The following is a 24,570-nucleotide window of genomic DNA, read 5'->3' as shown; positions in this document are numbered from 1 at the left end:
TCAGCTGGTTCAGCCGTTCAGCTGGGCCAGGGCCTCGGTGGCGATCCGTTCGAAGACCGCCTCGTCGGCCGCGAAGTCCGAGTCGGGGATCGGGGCGTGGACGACCAGCTCGGTGAAGCCCAGTTCCTGGTGGCGGCCCGCGAAATCGACGAACGCGTCCACCGACTCCAGCATCGTGGCGCGCTCCGGGGTGAAGCCGGTCAGCAGCACCTTCTCGATGGTGCCGGAATCCCGCCCGATCTCCACGAGCGCCTTCTCCAGCTTGCCCATCTGCCCGCGCAGGGCCTCCAGGGACTGCTCGGGCGTGCCCTCGAAGACCTTGGGGTCACCGGCGGTCACCCAGGCCTGGCCGTGGCGCGCCGCGAGCTTCACACCGCGCGGGCCGGTCGCCGCCACCGCGAAGGGCAGCCGAGGGCGCTGCACGCAGCCGGGGACGTTGCGGGCCTCCACGGCGGAGTAGAAGGTGCCGTGGTGGGTGACGGCGCTTTCGGTCAGCAGCCGGTCCAGCAGCGGGACGAACTCGGCGAAGCGGTCGGCCCGCTCACGCGGGGTCCACTGCTCCTGTCCGAGGGCGACCGCGTCGAAGCCGTTGCCCCCCGCGCCGATACCGAGGGTGATCCGCCCGCCGGAGATGTCGTCCAGGGACATGAGCTCCTTGGCCAGGGTCACCGGGTGCCGGAAGTTCGGCGAGGTGACCAGGGTGCCCAGCCGGACCCGCTCGGTGACGGAGGCGGCGGCGGTGAGGGTGGGGACCGCCGCGTACCAGGGGCCGTCGCGGAAGGTTCGCCAGGTCAGGTGGTCGTAGGTGTAGGCGGTGTGGAATCCGAGCCGGTCGGCCCGTTCCCACTGATCGCGGCCGCCTTCGTGCCACGGACGGACCGGCAGGATCACAGTGCTCAGACGCAGACTCATGCGTTCGAGCCTACGGCGACCCTTGCAGCGACCACGTATCCCGCACCGCGGAGTCGCTCCGGGGCACCACCCTCGGGCGCCGCGTGGCACCCGTGTCCGGCCCGCACACTGCCCGCACCCCGCCCGGCCGCAGCCCCTTGGACCGATGTTTCACGTGAAACACGCCGGCCGGGCACTGTTTCACGTGAAACATCGGCCTGCCGCCCGGTCGGCCGTGCGGAAGCCATGGGCGAAGATGGAGCCGTGACCTCGGCTTCTGCTCCTCAGCGACCTGGCGGGCCAACCCCCGCACCCCGGCTCATCGCCACCGATCTCGACGGCACCCTGCTGCACGACGACAAAACCGTCTCGCCCCGCACGGTCGCCGCACTCGCCGCCGCGGAAGAGGCCGGGATCGAGGTCTTCTTCGTCACCGGCCGTCCCGCGCGCTGGATGGACGTGGTCAGCGATCACGTCCACGGCCACGGACTGGCCATCTGCGCCAACGGGGCCGCCGTGGTCGATCTCCACGCCGGTCGGGAATTCGTCCAGGTCCGCGATCTTGCCCGGGCCACGGCCCTCCAGGTCGTGGAGACCCTGCGTGCGGCCGCCCCCGGGACCTCCTTCGCCGTCGAGATGACCACCGGCATCAACTACGAACCGGCCTACCCGCCGTTCTTCCAGGACCCGGGCGCCACCGTGGCCACCGCCGAGAAGCTCCTGCGCGAGGACCCGGTCGACGGTGCCGCTCCGCCGGTGCTCAAGCTGCTCGCCCACCACGCCGAGCTGTCACCCGACGACTTCCTCGCCCTCGCCCGCTCGGCCGCCGGCGCCTACGCATCGATCACCCGCTCCAGCCCGACCGCCTTGCTGGAGGTCAGCGGACTCGGTGTGTCCAAGGCCAGCACGCTGGCCTTGTGCTGCGCCGAGCGCGGGATCTCCGCGGCCGAGGTGGTGGCGTTCGGGGACATGCCGAACGACGTGGAGATGCTCCGCTGGGCCGGTACCTCGTACGCGATGGGCAACGCCCACCCGGATGTGGTCGCGGCCGCGTCCGGCCGTACGGTCGCCAACAACGAAGACGGGGTCGCCCTCGTCATCGAGCGCATCCTCGCCGAACGCGCCGACCGACCCTAGATCCTGCCGCCCGACCCCGGCTCCGGGTCCGGCAAGATCAGCAAGAGACCGCCTAGAGCGGGGCCTCCCACACGAGGGTGGTGCCGCCGCCGTCCTCGCCGATCCCGGGACCGTACGAACTAGACCCGCCCAGCGACTCCGCCCGGCGCCGCAGGTTCCGCAGGCCACTGCGCCTGCCGCCCTCGGGGATGCCCACCCCGTCGTCGGCAACCTCCAGCCTCACCCCGGACCGCCCGTCGGCCAGGCTGATGGTGGAGTCGAGCACCACCTCGATCCGGGAGGCCTCGGCGTGCCGGAACGCGTTCGACAGGGCCTCGCGCAGGGCGGCGATCAGGTTCTTGCCGACCAGCTCGCCCACGACGGCGTCGATCGGGCCGAGGAAGCGGTGGGCGGGCTTGAAGCCCAGGGGCACGGCCGCCATGTTGATCTCCCTCAACACCCGGGTCCGCAGCCCCGACGGAGCCTCCGCCGGACCCTGCTGGAGGGCGAAGATCGCCGTGCGGATCTCCTGGATCGTCACGTCCAACTCGTCGACGGCCTTGCCCACCCCGTCCCTGACCTCCGGAACGACGGACCTGCGCTGCGCGCCCTCCAGCATCATCCCCGTGGCGAACAGCCGCTGGATGACCAGGTCGTGCAGGTCGCGAGCGATGCGGTCGCGGTCCTCGAAGACCGCGAGCCGCTCCCGGTCCCGCTGGGCCTCGGCCATCATCAGCGCGAGGGCGGCCTGGGAGGCGAACTGCGTGGCAAGGGTCCGCTCCGCCTCGGTGAACTGCCTCTTGCCCCGGGCACGGGGGGTGACCAGCGCTCCCAGCACCCGGCCCCCGCTGTGCAGCGGGAGCATCATGCAGGGCCCGTACTGACTGGTCAGCCTGCTGATCATGCGGGGGTCGCCCGCCGCGTCCTCGACGAAGACCGGCTCCCCCTCCAGCAGCCGGGCCACCACCGGGCTCTCGGCGGGGATGACCACGCCCAGCGAGGTGGCCGGATTCTCGGCGGAGACGGCGACGATCTCCATCCCGCCGTCCTCGGCCGGCAACATCACGATCCCGGCGGCGGAGTCGGCCAGCCGACGGGCCTGCTCGGCCACCACGGCGAGTGCGTCGTCCGCGTCCCCGCCCGAGAGCAGGGCCGTGGTGACGGCCACCGACCCGTCGATCCAGCGCTCCCGCTGGGTGGCGGCCTCGTACAGGCGGGCGTTGCCGATGGCGATGCCCGCCTCCGTCGCCAGCACCCGGACCATGTGGACGTCGTAATCGTTGAACTCGACGCCGCCGTTCTTCTCGGCGAGGTAGAGGTTGCCGAAGATCTCTCCCTGGACCCGGATCGGGACTCCGAGGAAGGTCTTCATCGGCGGGTGGTGGGCCGGGAAACCCGAAGTGCGGGGGTCCTCGGTCAGGTCGGCGAGATGCACGGTGTCGGGGTGGGAGATGAGGGCCCCGAGCAGGCCCTGCTTGCCGTCCGGGCGGTGACCGATCCTGCGTGCCGTTTCGTCGCTGACGCCGAAGGTGACGAAGTCCGAGAGCCCCCGCCCCTCGGTGTCGACGACCCCGATCGCCGCGTAGCGGGCGTCGGCCAGCTCGGCGGCGGTCTCGCAGATGCGGTCGAGCGTGGAGTGCAGTTCGAGTCCGGTACCGACCGAGCGCATCGCCTCCAGCAGTTGCGGCACCCGAGCGGTCAGCTCGGTGGAGAGCCCCTGCAGACTCCGGGTGGCCTGGGTGGCGGCCTCCAACGGGTCCGGTGATACCCCTGTGGGTTCCGGCGATTCCTGAGACTCCTGCACTGACATGCCCTTGAGCCTAGTTAGTCCGCTTTAGGAGGGAAAGTCAGCCTGTCGAAGACCGGCCACCACCCTGTCGGTCTCCCGCTCCCTCTCCAGCAGCTTCCGCAGCGGCCCGTCGACGGCCGCCAGGTCCGCGTAGGCCCCGCGTTGGACCACCGCGCCCCGGTCCAGGACGACGACCTCGTCCACCGCTTCCAGTCCGGCGAGCCGGTGGGTGATCAGTACGGTGGTTCGTCCCTCGGTCGCGGCCAGCAGGTCCGCGGTCAGGGCGTCCGCGGTCGCCAGGTCCAGGTGCTCGGCCGGCTCGTCCAGGACCAGGACCGGGAAGTCCGCGAGCAGGGCCCGGGCCAGGGCGAGCCGCTGGCGCTGACCCCCCGAGATCCTTGCCCCGTGTTCGCCGACCAGGGTGTCCAGCCCGTCCGGCAGGCCGTCGGCCCACTCCAGGAGGCGGGCCCCGTCCAGCGCCCGGCGCAGTTCCGCGTCGCCCGCTCCGGGGAGGGCCAGCCTCAGGTTCTCCCGTACCGAGCTGTCGAAGACGTGGGCGTCCTGGGCACACAGCCCCACGACGCGGCGGACCGCGTCGCCGTCCAGGGTGCGGGCGTCGGCCCCGCCCAGGGTGTAATCGCCGGCGGTCGGGTCGAGGAACCTCAGCAGCACCTGGGCCAGGGTCGTCTTGCCCGAGCCCGAGGGCCCGACCACCGCGATGCGCCGGCCCGGCTCCAAGGTCAGGTCCACGGCGTGCAGGGCGTCCCGCTCCTGCCCCGGGTGGCGAGCGGCGAGGCCCGTGAGCCTCAGCGGGAACGCCGAGCCCGGCATGGACCGGGGCTCGGCCGGCTCGGAGACGGGCGCCGGGGCGTCGATGACCTCGTAGACCCGTTCCGCGCTACGGCGCACCCGCTGGCGGTACTGAACGGCGAGCGGAAGCCCGCTGACGGCCTCGAAAGCGGCGAGCGGGGTCAGCACGACCACCGCCATGGCCACCCCGGACAGCCGTCCGGCGGCCACCGCCCCCGCACCGGCGAACGCGGCCAGCACCACCGTGAGCCCGCAGACCAGGGCGGACAGTCCGCTGCCCAGCCCGGTGGCGGCGGCCCCGCGCGAGGCGATCCGGGTCAGTACGCCGTCGCTCGCGCGGGCCCGGCCCTTGCGGTCGGCCAGGGCCCCCGCGACGGTCAGCTCGGCGGTACCGGTCAGCAGATCCGCCACCCGGGTGGCCAGCTCCCCGCGCGCCGGCGCGAGCCGCCGCTCCGCACGCCGTGAGGAGGCCCCGCTGACCAGCGGCACCCCGACCCCGGCGAGCAGCAGACCCACCCCGAGGATCACCCCGGCCTCGGGCAGCAGCCAGGCGGTGAACGCCACCGATCCGCTACCGACGAGCACGGCGGTACCGACCGGCAGCAGCCAGCGCAGCCAGTAGTCCTGGAGCGCGTCCGCGTCGGCCACGAGCCGGGACAGCAGGTCACCGCGCCGGTGCTCGCGCAGTCCGGCGGGCGCGATCCGCTCCAGCCGCCCGTACACCGCGACCCGCAGGTCGGCGAGCATCCGCAGCACGGCGTCGTGCGACACGAGACGTTCGGCGTAGCGGAACACCGCCCGCCCGATGCCGAAGGCACGCGTCGCGGTGACGGCCACCATCAGGTACATCACGGGCGGTTGTTCGGAGGCCCGCGAGATCAGCCAGCCGGACACGGCCATCAGGCCCACCCCGCACCCCACCGCGAGCGCCCCGAGCAGCAGCCCGAGCCGGAAGCGGCCCCGCCAGGCCGCCGCGACGGACCGCACCCGGCGCAGCGGATCCCCGGCGCCCGCGTCCGCGCCCCCGCCGACGGCGTCCCGCTCGGGTGTCGTCCCGAGGATCCACTCACCGGGATCGGCCACGGCCGCCGCTCCGCGCGGGGCCACGACCGCTGCCCCTGGCTCCGGGGGCGCGGACACGGAGGGGACCGGAGTCCCCTCACCCACGGCCACCACCCGGTCGGCGACCGCCAGCAGCGCCGGCCGGTGCACCACGAGCAGGACGGTCCGGCCGGCCGCGAGCCGTCGTACGGCGTCCACGACGGCCGCTTCGGTCTCTCCGTCCAGAGCGGCCGTGGGCTCGTCGAGCAGCAGCACCGGCCGGTCCGCGAGGAACGCCCGGGCCAGGGCCAGCCGCTGGCGCTGGCCCGCCGACAGGCCGACCCCGCCCTCGCCGAGCGCGGTGCGGGCGCCGAGCGGCAGGGCCGACACGAACTCCCAGGCCCCGGCGTCGCGCAGCGCGCTCTCCACCGCCGCGTCGTCGGCCTCGGGCCGGGCCAGTCGGACGTTCTCGGCGATGGTCCCGGCGAACAGGTGCGGTCGCTGCGGCACCCAGGCGATCCGCTCCCGCCATTGCTCCAGGGAGAGTGCGGACAGATCGGTGCCCGCGACCAAGACCCGGCCGGCCGTCGGGGTCACGAACCCCAGCAGGACGCCGAGCAGCGTGGACTTCCCCGCCCCGCTCGGCCCGGTGAGCGCCACGCACTCCCCGGCCCCGACGGTGAGGGACACCGGACCGGGCGAGCTCGCGCTCCGGCCCTCGTGGCGGACCTCGACCCCGTCGAGTTCGATCCGCAGTTCGCCGGTCGGGAAAGCGCCGGCGCCGCCCGCCGCCGGAGCCGGTGTCTCCAGGACTTCGAAGATCTCCTCCGCGGCGGCCAGCCCCTCGGCGGCCGCGTGGTACTGCGCCCCGACCTGCCGCAACGGGAGGTAGGCCTCCGGGGCGAGGATCAGGATGACCAGTCCGGTGTAGAGGTCCAGCTCCCCGTGCACGAGCCGCATGCCGATGGTCACCGCGACCAGCGCCACCGAGAGGGTGGCGAGCAGCTCCAGTGCGAACGAGGACAGGAAGGCGATGCGCAGCGTACGCATCGTGGCCTGGCGGTAGTCGTCGGTGATCTTCCGGATCGACTCGGCCTGTGCCTTGGCCCGGCCGAACACCTTCAGGGTCGGCAGGCCCTCCACGACGTCCAGGAAGTGCCCCGACAGCCGGGACAGCATCCGCCACTGGCGGTCCATGCGGGACTGGGTGGCCATGCCGATGAGGATCATGAAGAGCGGGATCAGGGGGAGGGTGACCACGATGATGGCCGCCGACACCCAGTCCTCGGTGACGATCCGGGCGAGCACCGCCACCGGAACGACGACCGCGAGCCCCAGTTGGGGAAGGTAGCGGGAGAAGTAGTCGTCGAGCGCGTCCACGCCACGGGTGGCCAAGGACACCAGCGAGCCCGTGCGCTGTCCGCCGAGCCACCCCGGGCCCAGGTCCGCGGCCCGGTCCAGCAACCGCCCCCGCAGCTCCGACTTCACGGCCGCACTGGCCCGGTGCGCGGCCAGTTCGGTGAGCCAGGCGACGAGTCCGCGCCCCAGCGCCACCGCGGCGAGCAGCAGGAGCGGTGTCCGGAGCGCTCCTGCGCCCTGCCCCTCCTCGAAGGCCCCGACCACGATCTCGGCGATGAGCATCGCCTGCCCGACGACCAGCCCCGCCCCGACCAGTCCGAGGGCCACCACCGCTCCCAGGAAGAGGCGGGTGGAACGGGCGTACCGCAGCAGGCGCGGGTCGATCGGTTTCACGTGAAACATCCCCTCGGCAGGGTCTGGCAGGAGGTTCCGGGTGCCCGCGCCGGCCGCGTACGGGACGCGAAGCCGGCGCGGGCGCGCGCCCTAGTGGGCGTCGGCGATGTGCTGCGTACCGATCCGCTTGCGGAACACCCAGTAGGTCCACCCCTGGTAGAGCATGACGAGCGGAGTGGCCACCGCGGCGCACCAGGTCATGATCTTGAGGGTGTACGGGGTGGACGAGGCGTTGGTGACCGTGAGGCTCCAGGCATCGTTCAGCGAGGACGGCATGACGTTCGGAAACAGGCTCAGGAAGAGCATCGCGACGGCCGCCGCGATGGTGACCCCGGAGAACGCGAACGACCAGCCCTCGCGACCCGCGACGTTGAACCCGAGGGCCGCGACCAACGCCACCACGGCGACGATCATCGCGATCAGGCTCCAGCCGTCACCGCGCGAGAGCTGGGTCCAGATCAGGAAGGTCAGGGCCAGCACCGCCGTGACCACGCCCAGCCGGGTCGCCAGCTTGCGCGAGCGGTCCCGGATGTCGCCGACCGTCTTGAGCGAGGTGAAGACCGCTCCGTGGAAGGTGAACAGGGTGAGCGTGACCAGGCCGCCCAGGATCGAGTAGACGTTGAGCAGGTCGAGGAAGTTGCCGACGTACTCCATGTCCTGATCGATCTTGACGCCGCGGACGATGTTGGCGAAGGCCACGCCCCACAGGAAGGCCGGAATGAGCGAGGTCCAGAAGATCGCGTGTTCCCAGTTGCTCTGCCACTTGTCCTCGGGCCGCTTGTGCCGGTACTCGAAGGCGACGCCGCGGATGATGAGGCAGATCAGGATGAGGAGCAGCGGGAGGTAGAACCCGGAGAAGAGGGTGGCGTACCACTCCGGGAAGGCGGCGAAGGTCGCGCCGCCCGCCGTGAGCAGCCAGACCTCGTTGCCGTCCCAGACGGGTCCGATCGTGTTGATCAAGACCCGCTTCTCGCGGCGGTCACGCGCGAGCAGCTTGGTGAGGACGCCGACTCCGAAGTCGAAGCCCTCCAGGAAGAAGTAGCCGGTCCACAGGACCGCGATGAGTACGAACCAGACGTCGTGGAGTTGCATGATGTGGTCTCCTCAGCCTCAGTACGAGAAGGCCATCGGCCGGTCGGAGGTCTTGTCGTCCCCGCCGATCCTCGTCGGCGGATTGAGATCGTCCTCGGTGAGTTCGGGCGGCCCGGCCTTCACGTACTTCACCAGAAGCCGGACCTCGATCACGGCAAGCACGGCGTAGAGCAGCGTGAAGCCGATCATTGAGGTGAGCACCTCGCCCTGGGAGACGCCCGGCGAGACCGCGTCCCTGGTGCGCAGGACCCCGTAGACCACCCAGGGCTGGCGGCCCATCTCGGTGAAGATCCAGCCCCAGGAGTTGGCGATCAGCGGGAAGCCCATGGTCCAGAGGGCGACGATCCAGTAGAGGTGCGAGAAGCGGGGGCTCAGGGCCTTCTTGAAGAGGACCAGGTGCGGGACCTCGTCCTCGCCGGTCCTGAGGGCCGACGGCAGCAGGAAGCGCTTGCGGGTCAGCCAGAGGCCGAGCATGCCCACCCCCAGGGAGGCCATGCCGAAGCCGATCATCCAGCGGAAGCCCCAGTAGGCGACGGGAATGTTCGGGCGGTAGTCGCCGGGACCGAACTTCTCCTGCTCGGCCTTGTTGACGTCGTTGATGCCCGGGACGAAGGAGGTGAAGTCGTTGTTCGCCAGGAAGGACAGCACGCCGGGGATCTCGACGGCCACCTTGTTGTGGCCCTTGTCCACGTCTCCGTAGGCGAAGACGGAGAACGGCGCGGGCGCCTCGCCGTCCCAGAGTGCCTCGGCGGCGGCCATCTTCATGGGCTGCTGCTTGAACATCACCTTGCCGAGGAAGTCACCGCTGATGGCGGTGCCGAGCCCGGCGATGATCATGACGACGAGTCCGAGCCTCAGCGAGGTGCGCATCACGGGGATGTGCTTCTTGCGGACGAGGTGGAAGGCCGCGACGCCCACCATGAACGCGCCGCCGACCAGGAAGGCGGCCGTGATGGTGTGGAAGAACTGGGTGAGCGCGGTGTCCTGGGTGAGGACGAGCCAGAAGTCGGTGAGCTCCGCCCGGCCGCGCTCTTCGTTGATGCGGTACCCGACCGGGTGCTGCATCCAGGAGTTCGCCGCCAGGATGAAGTAGGCGGACAGGACCGTGCCGATCGAGACCATCCATATGCAGGCCAGGTGGATCTTCTTGGGGAGCTTGTCCCAGCCGAAGATCCACAGGCCGATGAAGGTCGATTCGAAGAAGAAGGCGATCAGGGCTTCGAATGCCAGCGGGGCCCCGAAGATGTCGCCGACGAATCGCGAGTAGTCGGACCAGTTCATGCCGAACTGGAACTCCTGGACGATGCCGGTGACCACGCCCATCGCGATATTGATCAGGAAGAGCTTGCCCCAGAACTTGGTGGCCTTGAGGTACTTCTCCTTCTCGGAACGGACCCAGGCGGTCTGCAAGATCGCCACCAGCGCGGCGAGCGAGATCGTCAGCGGCACGAACAAGAAGTGGTAGACGGTGGTGATGCCGAACTGCCAGCGCGCCAATGTCTCCGGCGCCAAAGCTAGGTCCACGTCCTCGTCTCCTTCTGGTCGCCATGGTCACACAGCGGCGATTTGCCGGTTGTGTCCCACTCGTTTCAGGAGGAAGCGGGACACGCTTGTGAACGCGTTCACATTCACAAGCATTATGGCGTACCGACTTCGAGAGCGTTCGAGCGGGGTCCCCCCTAGCCAATACATTCAACAGATTGTTGAATGCGGCTCATGAAGATTCGAATCTCCTGGCCTGCCGGCCAGCTCGTCGCCACGCTCGAAGACACTCCGACCGCCAAGGCCCTCCTGGAGGCCCTCCCGATCTCGGCGTCCGCGAACACCTGGGGCGAAGAGGTCTACTTCGACACCGGCGTCCGCGTCGCGCTGGAGGAGGACGCCCGGCAGGTGGTCGACCCGGGCACGGTCGCGTTCTGGACCGAGGGCGACGCCCTCGCTCTGCCCTACGGCCCCACGCCCATCTCGCGCGGAGGCGAGAGCCGCCTGGCGAGCCCGTGCAACGTGCTCGGCTCCTTCGACGGCGACCCCCGCCTGCTGGCCACCGTCCGCGACGGCGACCCCATCCGCGTGGAATCGGCCTGACTCCCACCGCTCCCGGAAGCCCGACCTCCACAACTCCCGGAAGCCGGACCCCTGCGGCTCCCTGAAGCCCGACCCCCTACAGCTCCTTGAAGAAGGCCTCCGCCGTGTGCAGGAAGAGGTCGTTCGCCTCGGTCTCACCGATCGTGACCCGCAGGCCCTCGCCCGCGAAGGGCCGGACCACCACACCGGCCTTCTCGCAGGCCTGAGCGAACTCGGTGGTCCGCTCCCCCAGCCGCATCCACACGAAGTTGGCCTGCGTCGGCGGGACCACGGTCCAGCCCTGCGCGATCAGGGTGTCGTAGACCCTCGTACGCTCGCCCACCAGCGATCCGACCCGGCCCATCAGCTCGTCCTCGGCCCTCAGCGAGGCGACGGCCGCGTCCTGGGCGAGCTGGCTGACGCCGAAGGGCACGGCCGTCTTGCGCAGCGCGGCGGCCACCGGCTCGTGCGCGACGGCGAAGCCCACCCGCAGGCCGGCCAGCCCGTACGCCTTGGAGAAGGTGCGCAGCACGGCGACGTTCGGACGGTTGCGGTAGAGCTCGATCCCGTCCGGCACGTCGGTGTCGCGGACGAACTCGCGGTACGCCTCGTCCAGCACCACCAGGATGTCCGAGGGCACTCGGTCGAGGAAGCGCTCCAGCTCGGCCCGGCGCACCGCCGTACCGGTCGGGTTATTGGGGTTGCAGACGAAAATCAGACGGGTCCGGTCCGTGATGGCGGCGGCCATCGCGTCCAGGTCGTGCACGTCCCCGTCGGTCAGCGGGACCTGGACCGACGTCGCGCCCGAGATCTGCGTGATGATCGGGTACGCCTCGAAGGAGCGCCAGGCGTAGATGACCTCGTCGCCCGGACCGGCCGTCGACTGGATCAGCGACTGGGCCACACCCACCGAGCCTGTGCCCGTGGCGACGTGCTCGACCGGCACCCCGAAGCGCTCGGCCAGCTCGTTCACCAGCTCCGTGCACGCCATGTCCGGGTAGCGGTTGAACCGGCCCGCGGCCGCGACGGCGGTCTCCAGCACCCCCCGCAGCGGCGGGTAGGGGTTCTCGTTCGAGGACAGCTTGAACGCCACGGGCCCACCCTCGGCAGCCGGCTTGCCGGGCTTGTAGGTGGGAATGCCGTCCAGCTCGGCGCGCAGCTTCGGGCTCTTCTCGCTCACCGCAGGTCCTCCTCGACCATCCTGTCGACGACCCCGTCGACTCAATGCTGCTCACCTTATGAGGATTCGGCCGATCGGAGAATGGCGGGCGCCAGGATCACGGGGGGAGCGCGCGCATATATGCGCGCGCCGGTGGCCTGCGCCGTGGCGCGCGTCCCTCGTGCAGGTGAGTTGAGGTGGGTCCCCGAGCGCGCCGTTTTGGCATGCTCGTACCCGTCGACAAGCCCCACTCTTACCCACGGCACCCAAATACCTTCATTTCCAAGGTCATTTGGGGTGGCGAACCGTGCAGAATCGTGCCTGTCAACGGGTGCATATGCACCCGGACCAGCCTCCCCACCGAGCCCTACTATCGGCTCGCCATGACAGCAGCAGGGAAGCATCAGGTGAGCCGGACCGAGACCACCCGGCGGGCCGGCGGCCGACAGGTCCGGGCCGGCATCAGGGATGTCGCCGCCGCGGCCGGCGTCTCCATCACGACCGTCTCCGACGCGCTCAATGGCAAGGGACGGCTGCCGGACGCCACACGCCGCCACGTTCGCGAGGTCGCGGACCGACTGGGCTACCGCCCGTCGGCCGCCGCCCGCACCCTCCGTACCGGCAAGTCGGGCCTCATCGGCCTGACCGTGACCACGTACGGGGATGAACCTTTCACCTTCACCGAATTCGCGTACTTCGCGGAGATGGCACGGGCCGCCACCTCCGCCGCGCTCGCTCGCGGGTACGCCCTCGTCATCCTCCCCGCCACCTCACGACACGACGTCTGGTCCAACGTGGCCCTCGACGGCACCGTCGTCATCGACCCCTCCGACCACGACCCCGTGGTCACCGAGCTGGTCCGTCAGGGACTTCCCGTGGTCTCCGACGGCCGACCCGCAGGAACCCTCCCCGTCACCGCCTGGGTCGACAACGACCACGAGGCGGCCGTACTCAACCTGCTCGACCACCTCGCCGCCGCCGGCGCCCGTCGCATCGGGCTGCTGACCGGCACCACCACCGACACCTACACGCGCCTCTCCACCACCGCCTACCTCAGTTGGTGCGAGCGCGTCGGCCAAGACCCCGTCTACGAGTCCTACCCCGCACACGACCCGTGCGCGGGCGCCGTCGCCGCCGACCGACTGCTCGCCCGACCCGACCGGCCCGACGCCGTCTACGGGCTCTTCGACCCCAACGGCACCGATCTGCTCGCCGCCGCCCGGCGCTACGGGCTGCGCGTTCCCGAGGACCTGCTGCTCGTGTGCTGCAGCGAATCCACCGTCTACGCGAACACCGAACCGCCCATCACCACCCTCTCCCTCAAACCGCGCCGCATCGGCACCGCCGTCGTGCAACTGCTCATCGACGCCATCGAGGGAGTGGACACGGGACGACCCCTCGAACAGGTCGTCCCGACCGAGCTGATCATCCGTACCTCCTCACAGCGCAGGACCCCCCGCACCACGGTCAGCCCGCCCCGTTCACCGGCCAAGGACTGAGGCCACCACGGCCCTTGGCGGGGCCCCCGACAGCACTCGCGGCCCCGCCGAGGGGATGCCGATAGCCCCGCCAAGGATTTCGGCAACACCCATTTCGGGAGAAACCAGCAGAAAGGAACGGCTCCGGCCAGGATTCACCACCCCTGGTGCGTCACAGAGCGCGAGCCGCATTCCTATGATGGGCGCACGACATCACGGACCCTCCGCCCCGGAGGTCAGGAAGGTCCGCAGGTGTACGGCAGCGCGACGGTGGTGGAGGGGTCGATGACTCAGGGGGCCGGTCAGGGACCCGCGGTGCGGACGGACACGCTGCGGGACTTCCGCGTGCCGGTCCTCGAACCCGCGCCGTACGCCGTAACGGCCGCGCCGCCCGGCGCGGCCCCCGTGTACGGGGAGTACCCCGAGTACTACGAGCAGAGCGCGCCCCCGGCCCCCGTGCCCGGGTACGCGGAACTGCCCGGCGGGGAACCGGAAGAGGATCCCGACTACACCCCGACCCAGCGCGACCTCCCGATCATCGGGCGCGGCGCACCGGTCGGCGGTCCCGGTGACACCGTCCAGGTCCAGTACGTCCCCCAGGAGACGGTGGCCGGCGGCCCCGGCCCGCTCTACGTCGTCGGGGACGTCCACGGCTACCTGGACGAACTCATCACCGAACTGCGGGCGCAGGACCTCATCGACGACGAGTGCCACTGGTCCGCGGGCAACGCCCGGCTCTGGTTCCTCGGTGACTTCACCGACCGCGGCCCCGACGGCATCGGCGTCATCGACCTCGTGATGCGGCTGTCCGCCGAGGCGGCCGCGTCCGGCGGCTACTGCAAGGCCCTGATGGGCAATCACGAACTGCTGCTCATCGGCGCCAAGCGCTTCGGCGACACCCCCATCCACTCGGGAGCCGGCACCGCCACCTTCCAGGCCGCCTGGTTGCTCAACGGCGGCCAGCGCACGGACATGGACCGCCTGGAAGACGTACACCTGCAGTGGATGTCGCGGCTGGACGCGACCACCCTGGAGGACGGGCACCTGCTGCTGCACTCCGACACCACCGCGTACCTCGACTACGGCGGCTCCATCGAGGACGTCAACGACACCATCCACGAACTGCTGAACCGCAACGACGCCGACATCACGTGGGACCTGTTCCGCAAGTTCACCAAGCGGTTCGCCTTCCGGGACGAGGGCACGGGGCCGCAGGCCGTACGGGAACTCCTGGACACCTACGGGGGCGGCCGCGTCGTCCACGGGCACAGCCCCATCCCCTACCTGCTCGGCGAAGTCGGCGGCGAGGACGGCGACGCCGCCCACGGGCCCGAGGCCGTGGACGGCCCGCACGTGTACGCGGACGGTCTGGCCATCGCCATGGACGGCGGGGTCACCATGGCCGGCAAGTTGCTGGTCGTGCAACTGCCTCTGAACGACTGAGCCTTCCCCCAGCGGGGTATTTCCCGAAAGCCCCTGTCACGCCGTGGCCGGGGCGCTCTACCATCGCTCTATCCGTAGCAGGCTCTCCTCCGTTTGTGCCGGTGCCCGGTTCCGCACGGGCGAACCGGCTCGTACGGAGCATCGGGGGATGCACATGACCAGCGCTCCGCACCTGCTCATCGAAGACCGACCGGAATTCGATCGGCTCCTCGACGAGGCACTGCGCGCGGCCGGAGAACGGCCCGAGCTCGCCACCCTGGGCGAACGACTGAACGCCGAACAACTGCGCACGATGGCCATGGGTGCCATCGCGCTGCTGACCGCCGCGGCCGCCGCCGAGTACGACCACTACGTGAAGCTCCGGGCAGATCTGCGTGACGTGGCCCTGGCGGGCATGGGCGGCGCGGGGTCCTCGGGCGAGGACGGCGCCGGTGGGCAAGGAGACGGCGGCGCCGGCGTGAGCGCCGTGGTCGGGGTCCTCGCACCCGTCCTGGCGGGCACCGCCATGCTGATCTTCCTGCTGGTGGGCTACAGCCTCAAGGCGCTCGACCCCGAACCCGCCTTCGCCCGCACCATGCTGACGGCGGGCTGGCTCTTCGGCGCCCTCACCGTCGCAGCGCTGCTGTTCGCGGTGATCGGACTGCTGGTGACGGCCCTGCGCAACAGCTCGACCGAGGTGGGCGCCGAGGAGGCCGTGTCGGTACCCGACGAACTCTCGCGGGCCCGGGAGGCGTGGCGCAACGCCCTGGTGGAGCGGGGCATCATCCCGTTCCTGCGCGACGCCCTGGCCGACCCGAGCACGACTCCGGGCTCGCCGGTCCGACGGCGGCCGCCGGGGCGGATCCCCAACCTGGGCTACACCGCACCCGACTTCACCAGTCCGGGGACCTCCCAGGGGGCACGGCCCGGCTACTCACCACCGGACTTCACGAGCCCTGACTTCGGCGGCCCGGAACACGACTCGAACTGACGGCCGTGTCCCGGGACGTCCGAGGACTGCTGTGACGACCGGGCCTAGCGTGCCGTGTCGGCCTTCTTGTCGCGCAGCAGACCGGGCGTGGGGCCCGGGGCGAGCAGGGTCCATGCCTCGTCCCACACGAAGTTCATGCCGTTGGTGTCCCCGTGGGTCTGGTACACCTTGCTGTCAGTGGTCAGGACCTTGATCCAGGTGTCGTTGCCCTGGTTCTGGATCGAGATGCCACAGGCCGTTCCGAACGGGAATCCGGGGTTGTCGGCGTTCGTCAGGTCCTGCCAGACCGGCGTTCCCCCGGGGGTGGAGGCCCGCCCCGCGTAGGCGAGCCCGCCGACGAGTGCGGCGCTGAACGACTCCGTGTTGTTCGGGTTGAGGCTGTCGATGTCCACGCAGGGACCCGTGGCACCGGTGGCGCCCGTCGCACCGGTGGCACCCGTGGCCCCCGTCGCACCCGTGGCCCCCGTGGCGCCCGTGGGCCCCGTCGGGCCCGTCGGGCCGGTCGGGCCGGTCGGGCCGGTCGGGCCGGTCGCACCGGTGGCGCCCGTCGCACCTGTGGGCCCGGTCGGGCCCGTCGGGCCGGTCGGGCCGGTCGGGCCGGTCGGGCCGGTCGGGCCGGTCGGGCCGGTGGCGCCCGTCGCACCCTTGTGGCCCTTGTGTCCGCGGGGACCTCGCGGGCCGGTCGGGCCGGTCGGCCCCACCTTGCAGTCGTCGTCGTGCGGATGCGCTTTCTGCGGCCTCCCGTCCTCGCAGTCGCCCCCGTCTTCGCCCCCACCGCCACCGCCGGCCCGCACCACCGGGGACGCCGTGCCCGCCGGAAGCGCCGACGCGGTCGGCGCCGCGATGCCCGCCAAGACCAAGGCCACGGAGACGAAGGTGCCGCCGGTCAGCCAAGCGGCCCTGCGGGGCAACGGCCCCAGGAACGTCGGGGACTTTTCCTCAGCGCTCATCCACTACTCCTCACACCCACGGGAATCGAACATGACACCGGAATTCGGATTCAGGACCGGACTCCGCGGGCCATCCTGCGGACACCGCTACCGCCCACAGCTCCAGCTCGCTCGACCGTCAGCGGAACGGCCCAGCGCGGAGGGCCACTTGGCGGCGCCCGTGGCGGCCACCCGGGTCCGCCGCGCGGCGTGCCGCCCGATCGGCGGCCGCTCCCGCCCTAGGGTCGGCGGCCGTGAAGCCGACCATTTGCCTCTGCATGATCGTGAAGAACGAATCCGCCGTCATCGAGCGCTGCCTGAAATCCGTACGGGGCCTCATCGACACCTGGGTCATCTCCGACACCGGGTCCACGGACGGCACCCAGCAGCTGATCCGCTCCGCCCTCAAGGGGATCCCCGGGGAACTCCACGAGGAGCCCTGGCAGGACTTCGGACACAACCGCAGCCTCAACCTCGGCCACGCCCTCGGGAAGGCGGACTACCTCCTCCTCCTCGACGCGGACCTCGTCCTGCTCCGCACGGGCCCGTTGCCCCCGCTCAGCGCGGACTCGTACATGCTTCGCCACGAGGGGGCCACCGAGTACCGCATCAAGCGGCTGGTCCGGGCCGATCTCCCCTGGCGGTACGAGGGGGTCACCCACGAGTACCTCACCTGTGACCGCCGCGACGAGAACGACCGACAGCCCGGCCTCCAAGAGAACCTCGACGCGCTCTCCATCGAGGACTACGCCGACGGCGGCTCGCGCCACGACAAGTTCGAGCGGGACGCCCGTCTGCTCGGGGCGGAACTCCAGCGGGACCCGTCGAACGCGCGGACCGTGTTCTATCTGGCCCAGACGATGAGGGACCTGGGTGACGCGGCGGCGTCGATCAAGCTCTACGAACGCCGCGCGACCATGGGCGGGTGGGAGGAGGAGGTCTACTACGCGCTGCTCCAGGCCGGAATCCTGTACGGAGAGTCCGGGAACTGGCCGGCCGCCATGGACGCGTTCTCCCGGGCCTGGGACGCTCGGCCCGACCGCTTGGAGGCCTGCTACGAACTGGCATCCCGGCTCCGGCTCTTGGGCCGCCACCACTCGGCACACGCGGTCACCGCGGCGGTCCTGGGCCGCCCCGCCCCGGAGGACCTGCTCTTCGTCCAGCCCTGGGTGTACCGGTGGGGGCTGCTCTTCGAGCACTCGATCACCGCGTACTGGACCGGGAACATGGCCACCTCGATCAAGGCGTGCGACCGCTTGCTGGCCATGCCGGAGTTGCCGGAGTCCTACCGTCGCCAGACGGAGGCCAACCGCGGCTTCGCCATCGCGGCACTCCGACCCACCGTCCCTGTTTCACGTGAAACAACCACCGGTGTTTCACGTGAAACATCGCGCACGGCTTCGGCCTAGGTCGCCCTTTCGGAGACCTGACCCGCTGCCCGTTCATCCAGGGGCCGGCGTCGCTGGGCGACGTCGGTCAGGGTCGGTGGGCGCCAGGCACCGTCCGGCTGGTAGAGGTTCACACCGGGCGGCACGATCTCGTCGATGCGATCGAGCACCCCGTCATCGAGGACCAGTCCCGCCCCGTCGACCAGCGACTCCATCTGCTCCATCGTGCGGGGACCGATGATCACCGAAGTGACCGCCGGGTGCGCGACGGTGAAGGCCACGGCCAGTTCGGGCAGGGTGCAGCCGATCTCCTGGGCCAGCTCGATCAGCCGTTCCACCGCCTCCAGCTTGGCGACGTTGCCGGGGATCGTCGGATCGAAGCGCGCCGGCGTGAGCGCCGCCCGGCCCGTGGTCAGGTCGATGGGGCCGTCGAGCCGGTACTTCCCACTCAGGAAGCCTGATGCCAGCGGACTCCAGGTCAGCACGCCCATCCCGTACCTGCGGGCCACCGGCAGCACATCGGTCTCGATGCCTCGCGCGAGGATCGAGTACGGCGGCTGCTCGGTCCGGAACCGAGGAAGCGCCCGCCGCTCGGCCACGTGATGGGCCTCCACCAGGTCCCCCGCCGGGAAGGTCGAGCATCCGAAGGACCGGATCTTCCCCGCCCGCACCAGGTCACCGAGGACGGAGAGGGTCTCCTCCACATCGGTCGTGTGGTCCGGCCGGTGCACCTGGTAGAGGTCGATCCAGTCGGTGCCGAGCCGGCGCAGACTGTCCTCCACCGCCTGGACGATCCAGCGGCGCGAGTTCCCGCTGCGGTTGCGGCCCTCGCCCATCTGGAAGTGGACCTTGGTGGCCAGCACCACGTCGTCACGGCGTCCTTTGAGCGCCTTGCCGACGATCTCCTCGGACTCCCCGGCGGAGTACATGTCCGCGGTGTCCACGAAGTTGATGCCCCGGTCGAGCGCGGCACGGATGATCCGTCCGCACTCCTCGTGGTCGGGGTTCCCCACCGCCCCGAACATCATCGTGCCGAGGCAGTGGGCACTCACCTCGATGCCGGTCCCGCCCAGATTTCGATAGCGCATGGTCATGCGGCCGCACTCTAGGAGTTGGAGCGCACTCCATGGCAAGGACAACGGCGTTGCTCCCGGCCGGCGGAGATCCGCCGACCGGGAGCAGCGCTCCCCCCGTCGAACCGCGTCAGTCCGCCAGCGGCAGGTAGACGCGGTTGCCCGATGCGGCGAACTCGGCGGACTTCTCCGCCATGCCCGCCTGGATCTCGTCGGCCTTCAGGTCGCCACCGTGCTCACGGCGAATGTCCTGGGAGATCTTCATGGAGCAGAACTTGGGACCGCACATCGAGCAGAAGTGCGCGGTCTTGGCCGGCTCGGCAGGAAGGGTCTCGTCGTGGAACGAGCGCGCCGTGTCGGGGTCGAGGGCCAGGTTGAACTGGTCCTCCCAGCGGAACTCGAAGCGGGCGTCCGACAGGGCGTCGTCCCACTCCTGGGCGCCGGGGTGCCCCTTGGCCAGGTCGGCCGCGTGCGCGGAGATCTTGTAGGTGATGACGCCGGTCTTCACGTCGTCCCGGTTGGGCAGGCCCAGGTGCTCCTTGGGCGTGACGTAGCAGAGCATCGCGGTGCCCCACCAGGCGATCATCGCGGCGCCGATGCCCGAGGTGATGTGGTCGTAGGCGGGCGCGATGTCCGTGGTCAGCGGGCCGAGCGTGTAGAACGGCGCCTCCTCGCAGATCTCCTGCTGGAGGTCGATGTTCTCCTTGATCTTGTGCATCGGGACGTGGCCCGGGCCCTCGATCATCGTCTGGACGTTGTGGCGCTTGGCGATCGTGTTCAGCTCGCCCAGCGTCTTCAACTCCGCGAACTGGGCCGCGTCGTTGGCGTCCGCGATGGAGCCGGGGCGCAGGCCGTCCCCGAGGGAGTAGGTGACGTCGTAGGCCGCGAGGACCTCGCAGAGCTCCTCGAAGTTCGTGTAGAGGAAGTTCTCCTTGTGGTGCGCGAGGCACCAGGCGGCCATGATCGAGCCGCCGCGCGAGACGATGCCGGTCTTGCGGCGGGCGGTCAGCGGGACGTAGGGCAGCAGCACGCCGGCGTGGACCGTCATGTAGTCGACGCCCTGCTCGGCCTGCTCGATGACCGTGTCCTTGTAGATCTCCCAGGTCAGGTCCTCGGCACGGCCGTCGACCTTCTCCAGCGCCTGGTAGAGCGGCACGGTGCCGATCGGGACGGGGGAGTTGCGCAGCACCCACTCACGGGTGGTGTGGATGTTGCGACCGGTCGACAGGTCCATGACCGTGTCGGCGCCCCACTTGGTCGCCCAGGTCATCTTGTCGACCTCCTCCTCGATGGAGGAGGTGACCGCGGAGTTGCCGATGTTGGCGTTGACCTTCACCAGGAACCGCTTGCCGATGATCATCGGCTCGATCTCGGGGTGGTTCACGTTGGCCGGGAGGACCGCCCGACCTGCGGCGATCTCCTCCCGGACGACCTCGGGAGAGACGTTCTCGCGGATCGCGACGTACTCCATCTCCGGGGTGATCTCGCCCCGGCGGGCGTACGCGAGCTGCGTGACGGCGACGCCGTCACGGCCCCTGCGGGGCTGACGGGGGCGGCCCGGGAAGACCGCGTCGAGGTTCTTGAGGCCACCGCGCGGCGAGGTGTGCTTGATGCCGTCGTCCTCGGGGCGTGCGGGGCGACCCGCGTACTCCTCGGTGTCCCCGCGGCTGATGATCCAGTTTTCGCGCAGCGGCGCCAGGCCGCGGCGCACGTCGGTCTCGATCTGCGGGTCGGTGTACGGACCGGACGTGTCGTAGAGCGTCACGTCCTTGCCGTTGGTGAGGTGGACCTGGCGGACCGGCACCCGGAGGTCCGGGCGGGAGCCCGCCAGGTACCCCTTGTGCCAGCCGGGCTGGCGCTCGGTCTGGCCGTCGGCTTCCTGGCTGACGGCAGGCGTGCGTGCGTCCTGAATGGTCATGAGACCTGATCTCCCTACGCCGGCATTACCCGGTAACAGGTTCGGCGGTCGACGCAGCCTCTTCCCGAGCGCATTTTCATGCGCGTACGGTGATCAGCGTCCTCTCAGCCCGGTGCTCCGAGCTCCCGCGTTGTGCAAAGGTGCCCCCACGCTAGCGTCATCTGTGGCGTGCTGAACAGTGGGCCCCCTCATCTCTTGCGATGATCTGCCGGTGACGTCCTCGCCGCAGCCCCCCCACCACCCCACCGAACCCATGGGCCACACCGGCCACGAGCACGCGTCCCACGGACACGAGACCGACTCCTCGCACGGCTCTTCCCATGGCTCCTCCCACGGGTCTTCCCGGCCCGCGTCCCACGATCACGCGCCCGGTCACTCCCACGGCCACGGTCATGGCCACGGCCCGGCGGCCCCGGTCTCCAAGCACCTGCGCAAGGTCATCGCCGCGGTGCTGATCCCCTTCGCCGTCGCCGTCTTCGTCGGCATGGCCGTGCTCTGGCCCGGAGGCGCCCCCGACCACGAGCGGACCGGCGTCGGCTTCGACCGCCAGACCCAGCAGGCCTCGGTGGTCGCCTTGGCAAAGGTCGACTGCAAATCCGTCAACGCCTCGCAGGTACCGCCCACCGGCGACACCTCCACCCCCGAGGGCCGGGAGGCGCAGGCCGCGCAGACCGGCGCGTGCAAGAAGGCCACCGTCGAGGTGACCAGCGGGCCGGACAAGGGGCGCGCCTTCTTCGAGATCGTCCAGCCGGGCGCGCCACGGCAGTTGGAGAAGGGCCAGGAGGTGGTGGTCGCGTACGCGCCCGACGCCCCCCGCGACCTCCAGTACTCCGTGATCGACGTGCACCGGAAGCTGCCGATGGCCCTGCTGGCGGCCATCTTCGCCATCGCGGTCGTCGTGGTCGGCCGGATCCGCGGGCTCTTCGCTCTCATCGCCCTCGTGGTCAGCTTCGGAGTGCTGACCCTCTTCATCCTCCCCGCGATCCTCCAGGGCTCGAACCCCCTCCTGGTCGCGGTGATCGGGGCCAGCGCGATCATGCTGATCGCGCTCTACATGTGCCACGGCCTGACCGCCCGCACCTCGGTCGCGGTCCTCGGCACCCTGGCCTCATTGCTGCTGATCGGACTGCTGGGCTCGCTGTTCATCGACTGGGCGTTCCTGAGCGGCAACACGGACGACAACACCGGGCTGATCCACGGGCTCTACCCGGAGATCGACATGAGCGGTTTGCTGCTCGCGGGCGTGATCATCGGCTCGCTCGGCGTCCTGGACGACGTCACCGTCACCCAGACCTCGGCTGTGTGGGAACTGCACCAGGCGGACCCGGACATGGGCCCGCGCGCCCTGTACCGGGCGGCCATCCGCATCGGCCGGGACCACATCGCCTCAGTGGTCAACACCCTGGTACTGGCCTACGCGGGCGCCGCGCTCCCGCTGCTCCTGCTGTTCTCCATCGCGAACAGCAGCATGGGTTCGGTGGCCAACAGCGAGCTGGTCGCGGAGGAGATCGTACGGACCCTCGTGGGCTCGATCGGGCTCGTGGCCTCGGTCCCCATGACCACCGCGCTGGCCGCCCTGGTCGTGTCCGCCGACCGACCCGGATCCGTTGCCGCCGTACCGGCCCAGGGTCCGGCCCGCGGCGGTCGGGGCCGACGGCGCAAGCGCTGACGGCGGGCCGCCGCGGCGGCGGTCCATCGGTCCCACCGGGGCGGCGCCCCGTCAGCCCGCGTTCTGCTCGTTCTGGTGGGCTTCGGCGAGGATCTTGCCCAGCGCCTCGTCCAAGTGCTCCTCGAAGTCACCCAGGTTGCGCTCCTGGCCGAGCGGGACGATCCGGTCGGTGCGGTCGAGGAACGCGACGAGCGGCGCCGCCCCGGCGCGGAACAACGCGCGGTCGCCGCCGACCTGGAGACGGATGTGGACGTCGCACAGCTCGTCCGGATCGGTGGGGGCGATGTGTACGTCCCCGTCGCCACAGGGCTTGTTGATGCCGTCGAGGAGCAGCTCCCGACCGAACGCCCAGGTGACGGGCGCGTCTCCGGGAAGGTGGAACGTCAGGCGCACCGCATAGGGATCACGGGCGTCGTACCGGAGTTCCACCGGGATCCGGAACGACAGCTCCTCGGAAACGAGGAAGCTCATCATGACCTCTGCCTGTACCGACTCGCGCATTGCCTACCCCGCTGTAGTGGAAGTGGCCAGGAATGATCCCCGGGGGCCATCTTGACAAGAGTGGTGGAAGCGCGGGGAGATCACAAGGAGTGAGTTTTCAGATACTGATAGAGAACGAGAGGGTGCTCAGCAGCGCGCCTACTTCACTCCGTAGTCGATCGACTACGGAGGGCAACCGATTCTCGTGGTGCACAGGGAGAGAAATGGCCATGGTCGCGGCGGTGTCCCCAGCCGTGATCGGGATGGCCGCGCACACCGTTCCCAGGGCGTACTCCTGCCGCTCCGTCACGGGTTGCATCCGCTCCAGACAGGCCATGCGCTGCTCCAGGGACCGTTTGTCCCGCACGGTGTACGGCGTGATGGCCTCGACCGGGTGACGGTCGTAGTGGTCCTCGCGCGTCTTCTCGTCGAGCTGTCCGAGCAGGCACTGCCCGATGGCGTGCGCGTGCCCGGTCGCCCGGAAGTCTGCCCACTCCTCGCAGGCGGGATGGGTCGGGGTGTCGGAAACTCCGACGACCTCGATCTCACCCTCTCGGTACACCGCGAAGTAGACGGGGGCCCCGATCGCGTCGCGGAAGTGCGCGAGCGAGTCGAGGATCATGCTGCGACGTTTCTGCTGAAGCCCGCCACCGGCGAGCCGGCCGGCGGCGTCCCCCAGGACGAACACCCCGCACTCCCGGCGCAGGTATCCCTCGTGTGTGAGCGTGCGCAGCAGGTGGTACGCGGTGGGGAGCGGGAGCCCGGCTTCACGCGCCAGCTGCTTCGCCGGGGCTCCGTCGCTGTGCGAGCCCACCGCCTCCAGCAGCCGCAGCGCCCGTTGCACCGAGCCGATCAGCGTCGGCACACCGGCGTTGTGGACCGAAGACAAAGCTCACCCCCAGGCCTGGCGGCGAGCCCCGGGAGGCCCGCCCTGCGGGGGCCGCCCCCGCGGGTGCCGCGACTCCTGGGGGTCGTGCGCGGCGGCTGCGTGACTGCCCGTCCGCTCAAGCGGAGTTGCCGGCTGTGGGTGCCCAGGGCGGCACGGATTGCGACTCTATCCACCGGTTCCCGAGGTGTGAGCGGTTTGGCCGCTCACGTTCCCCCGCCTGGGTCAATCCCACCGCCACCGGGCGGGGCGTCCTACCAGTCGCCGGCGGAGGACTTGGAACCGCCGCCCGAGAACTTCTTGACCACGAAGATCAGGCCGCCGACGAGTGCGACGAAGAGCAGCACCTTGAAGACGATCGCGATCAGCGTGCCGAGGATCGCGCCGATGACCCCACCGAAGACGAAGAGCGCCAGCAGCGGAACGGCGACCCACTTCACCCACCAGGGCATTCCCGCGAATATCGCTCGGATCCCGTCCATGTCCCTACCTCTTCCTCGTCCGTGTCGTCCTGCTGTCGATGCTAGGAGACCACGACCGCGACCGGGGGCCCGCGAGCCCCCGGAACCCCCTGAGCCGCCCCCTAGGGGGATCAGGGGGACGACCCTCAGTCAGACCCGAC

Annotated in this window: 19 protein-coding genes and 1 riboswitch; of the genes, 7 read left to right on the top strand and 12 right to left on the bottom strand. The window is 70.4% G+C overall.

Annotated elements, in window-relative coordinates; genetic code table 11:
• Nucleotides 1-9: 9 nt before the first annotated feature.
• A complete protein-coding gene (locus tag ACIOD1_RS18785) occupies nucleotides 10-912 on the bottom strand; it encodes an LLM class flavin-dependent oxidoreductase (protein ID WP_365621942.1) in 903 nt (300 codons plus the stop codon).
• Nucleotides 913-1,137: 225 nt separating this feature from the next.
• Here ACIOD1_RS18785 and ACIOD1_RS18780 point away from each other — a divergent pair, with 225 nt between their 5' ends.
• On the top strand, nucleotides 1,138-2,028 hold the full coding sequence (locus ACIOD1_RS18780; protein ID WP_365621939.1) for a Cof-type HAD-IIB family hydrolase: 891 nt from the start codon (nucleotides 1,138-1,140) through the stop codon (nucleotides 2,026-2,028).
• 52 nt (nucleotides 2,029-2,080) lie between these two features.
• On the opposite strand, the gene ACIOD1_RS18775 is transcribed toward ACIOD1_RS18780, so the two are convergent.
• From ACIOD1_RS18775 to ACIOD1_RS18760, 4 genes are all read right to left on the bottom strand, one after another.
• Nucleotides 2,081-3,817, bottom strand: coding sequence for a GAF domain-containing sensor histidine kinase (locus tag ACIOD1_RS18775; protein WP_401903415.1), 1,737 nt, complete (start codon nucleotides 3,815-3,817; stop codon nucleotides 2,081-2,083).
• Nucleotides 3,818-3,841: 24 nt separating this feature from the next.
• Complete coding sequence (cydD, locus tag ACIOD1_RS18770) at nucleotides 3,842-7,399, bottom strand: thiol reductant ABC exporter subunit CydD (RefSeq protein ID WP_365621932.1); 3,558 nt, start codon at nucleotides 7,397-7,399, stop codon at nucleotides 3,842-3,844.
• A 90-nt stretch (nucleotides 7,400-7,489) separates the two neighbouring features.
• On the bottom strand, nucleotides 7,490-8,491 hold the full coding sequence (gene cydB / locus ACIOD1_RS18765) for a cytochrome d ubiquinol oxidase subunit II (RefSeq protein WP_401903413.1): 1,002 nt from the start codon (nucleotides 8,489-8,491) through the stop codon (nucleotides 7,490-7,492).
• A gap of 18 nt (nucleotides 8,492-8,509) precedes the next feature.
• Complete coding sequence (locus tag ACIOD1_RS18760) at nucleotides 8,510-10,015, bottom strand: cytochrome ubiquinol oxidase subunit I (RefSeq protein ID WP_365621926.1); 1,506 nt, start codon at nucleotides 10,013-10,015, stop codon at nucleotides 8,510-8,512.
• Nucleotides 10,016-10,207: 192 nt separating this feature from the next.
• Here ACIOD1_RS18760 and ACIOD1_RS18755 point away from each other — a divergent pair, with 192 nt between their 5' ends.
• Nucleotides 10,208-10,576, top strand: coding sequence for a cyclophilin-like fold protein (locus ACIOD1_RS18755; RefSeq protein ID WP_365621923.1), 369 nt, complete (start codon nucleotides 10,208-10,210; stop codon nucleotides 10,574-10,576).
• A 76-nt stretch (nucleotides 10,577-10,652) separates the two neighbouring features.
• Here the strand turns inward: ACIOD1_RS18755 and hisC are convergent, their stop codons facing one another.
• Nucleotides 10,653-11,735: a histidinol-phosphate transaminase gene (gene hisC / locus ACIOD1_RS18750; RefSeq protein WP_365621920.1), complete on the bottom strand. Its 1,083-nt coding sequence runs from the start codon at nucleotides 11,733-11,735 to the stop codon at nucleotides 10,653-10,655.
• Between the two features lie 362 nt (nucleotides 11,736-12,097).
• On the opposite strand from hisC, the gene ACIOD1_RS18745 reads away from it, so the two are divergent.
• The 3 genes from ACIOD1_RS18745 (at nucleotide 12,098) to ACIOD1_RS18735 (ending at nucleotide 15,605) form a co-directional block, all read left to right on the top strand.
• Nucleotides 12,098-13,213 (top strand): LacI family DNA-binding transcriptional regulator, encoded by a 1,116-nt coding sequence (locus tag ACIOD1_RS18745; RefSeq protein WP_365621917.1) that lies wholly within the window; start codon nucleotides 12,098-12,100, stop codon nucleotides 13,211-13,213.
• Between the two features lie 249 nt (nucleotides 13,214-13,462).
• Complete coding sequence (locus tag ACIOD1_RS18740) at nucleotides 13,463-14,635, top strand: metallophosphoesterase (protein ID WP_365622306.1); 1,173 nt, start codon at nucleotides 13,463-13,465, stop codon at nucleotides 14,633-14,635.
• Nucleotides 14,636-14,783: 148 nt separating this feature from the next.
• Nucleotides 14,784-15,605, top strand: coding sequence for a hypothetical protein (locus ACIOD1_RS18735; protein ID WP_365621914.1), 822 nt, complete (start codon nucleotides 14,784-14,786; stop codon nucleotides 15,603-15,605).
• A gap of 44 nt (nucleotides 15,606-15,649) precedes the next feature.
• On the opposite strand, the gene ACIOD1_RS18730 is transcribed toward ACIOD1_RS18735, so the two are convergent.
• Nucleotides 15,650-16,555 (bottom strand): hypothetical protein, encoded by a 906-nt coding sequence (locus tag ACIOD1_RS18730; RefSeq protein ID WP_401903408.1) that lies wholly within the window; start codon nucleotides 16,553-16,555, stop codon nucleotides 15,650-15,652.
• 233 nt (nucleotides 16,556-16,788) lie between these two features.
• Between ACIOD1_RS18730 and ACIOD1_RS18725 the strand changes: the two genes are divergently transcribed.
• Complete coding sequence (locus ACIOD1_RS18725; RefSeq protein ID WP_401903405.1) at nucleotides 16,789-17,943, top strand: glycosyltransferase; 1,155 nt, start codon at nucleotides 16,789-16,791, stop codon at nucleotides 17,941-17,943.
• On the opposite strand, the gene ACIOD1_RS18720 is transcribed toward ACIOD1_RS18725, so the two are convergent.
• On the bottom strand, nucleotides 17,940-19,010 hold the full coding sequence (locus tag ACIOD1_RS18720; protein ID WP_401903561.1) for an aldo/keto reductase: 1,071 nt from the start codon (nucleotides 19,008-19,010) through the stop codon (nucleotides 17,940-17,942). The genes ACIOD1_RS18725 and ACIOD1_RS18720 overlap by 4 nt on opposite strands.
• Before the next feature lie 115 nt (nucleotides 19,011-19,125).
• Entirely contained in the window at nucleotides 19,126-20,913 is a 1,788-nt protein-coding gene (gene thiC / locus ACIOD1_RS18715; RefSeq protein ID WP_365621905.1) for a phosphomethylpyrimidine synthase ThiC, read from the bottom strand.
• Nucleotides 20,908-21,052, bottom strand: a riboswitch (TPP riboswitch). (Overlaps the previous gene by 6 nt.)
• A gap of 39 nt (nucleotides 21,053-21,091) precedes the next feature.
• Here thiC and ACIOD1_RS18710 point away from each other — a divergent pair.
• Nucleotides 21,092-22,582 carry a YibE/F family protein gene (locus tag ACIOD1_RS18710; protein ID WP_401903402.1) on the top strand — a complete coding sequence of 497 codons (1,491 nt, stop codon included), beginning with the start codon at nucleotides 21,092-21,094 and terminating at the stop codon, nucleotides 22,580-22,582.
• Between the two features lie 51 nt (nucleotides 22,583-22,633).
• Here ACIOD1_RS18710 and ACIOD1_RS18705 read toward each other — a convergent pair whose 3' ends face one another.
• The 3 genes from ACIOD1_RS18705 to ACIOD1_RS18695 form a co-directional block, all read right to left on the bottom strand.
• Nucleotides 22,634-23,083, bottom strand: a complete 450-nt coding sequence (locus ACIOD1_RS18705) for an SsgA family sporulation/cell division regulator (protein WP_365621899.1) — start codon at nucleotides 23,081-23,083, stop codon at nucleotides 22,634-22,636.
• A 97-nt stretch (nucleotides 23,084-23,180) separates the two neighbouring features.
• Nucleotides 23,181-23,927: an IclR family transcriptional regulator gene (locus tag ACIOD1_RS18700; RefSeq protein WP_401903398.1), complete on the bottom strand. Its 747-nt coding sequence runs from the start codon at nucleotides 23,925-23,927 to the stop codon at nucleotides 23,181-23,183.
• Nucleotides 23,928-24,202: 275 nt separating this feature from the next.
• Nucleotides 24,203-24,430, bottom strand: a complete 228-nt coding sequence (locus tag ACIOD1_RS18695; RefSeq protein WP_365621893.1) for a DUF5326 family protein — start codon at nucleotides 24,428-24,430, stop codon at nucleotides 24,203-24,205.
• Nucleotides 24,431-24,570 lie beyond the last annotated feature (140 nt).

The organism is Streptomyces sp. NPDC088097 (genome assembly GCF_044741845.1).
GTDB lineage: Bacteria > Actinomycetota > Actinomycetes > Streptomycetales > Streptomycetaceae > Streptomyces.
This window is presented reverse-complemented; position numbering and strand designations above follow the sequence as displayed.

Coding starts and splice junctions, on each gene's coding strand:
- ACIOD1_RS18745 (WP_365621917.1), top strand. CDS start 12,098: ATGACAGCAGCAGGGAAGCATCAGGTGAGCCGGACCGAGACCACCCGG.
- ACIOD1_RS18780 (WP_365621939.1), top strand. CDS start 1,138: ATGGGCGAAGATGGAGCCGTGACCTCGGCTTCTGCTCCTCAGCGACCT.
- cydB (WP_401903413.1), bottom strand. CDS start 8,491: ATGCAACTCCACGACGTCTGGTTCGTACTCATCGCGGTCCTGTGGACC.
- ACIOD1_RS18720 (WP_401903561.1), bottom strand. CDS start 19,010: ATGCGCTATCGAAATCTGGGCGGGACCGGCATCGAGGTGAGTGCCCAC.
- ACIOD1_RS18735 (WP_365621914.1), top strand. CDS start 14,784: ATGCACATGACCAGCGCTCCGCACCTGCTCATCGAAGACCGACCGGAA.
- ACIOD1_RS18785 (WP_365621942.1), bottom strand. CDS start 912: ATGAGTCTGCGTCTGAGCACTGTGATCCTGCCGGTCCGTCCGTGGCAC.
- ACIOD1_RS18730 (WP_401903408.1), bottom strand. CDS start 16,555: ATGAGCGCTGAGGAAAAGTCCCCGACGTTCCTGGGGCCGTTGCCCCGC.
- ACIOD1_RS18695 (WP_365621893.1), bottom strand. CDS start 24,430: ATGGACGGGATCCGAGCGATATTCGCGGGAATGCCCTGGTGGGTGAAG.
- ACIOD1_RS18775 (WP_401903415.1), bottom strand. CDS start 3,817: ATGTCAGTGCAGGAGTCTCAGGAATCGCCGGAACCCACAGGGGTATCA.
- ACIOD1_RS18755 (WP_365621923.1), top strand. CDS start 10,208: ATGAAGATTCGAATCTCCTGGCCTGCCGGCCAGCTCGTCGCCACGCTC.
- ACIOD1_RS18705 (WP_365621899.1), bottom strand. CDS start 23,083: ATGCGCGAGTCGGTACAGGCAGAGGTCATGATGAGCTTCCTCGTTTCC.
- thiC (WP_365621905.1), bottom strand. CDS start 20,913: ATGACCATTCAGGACGCACGCACGCCTGCCGTCAGCCAGGAAGCCGAC.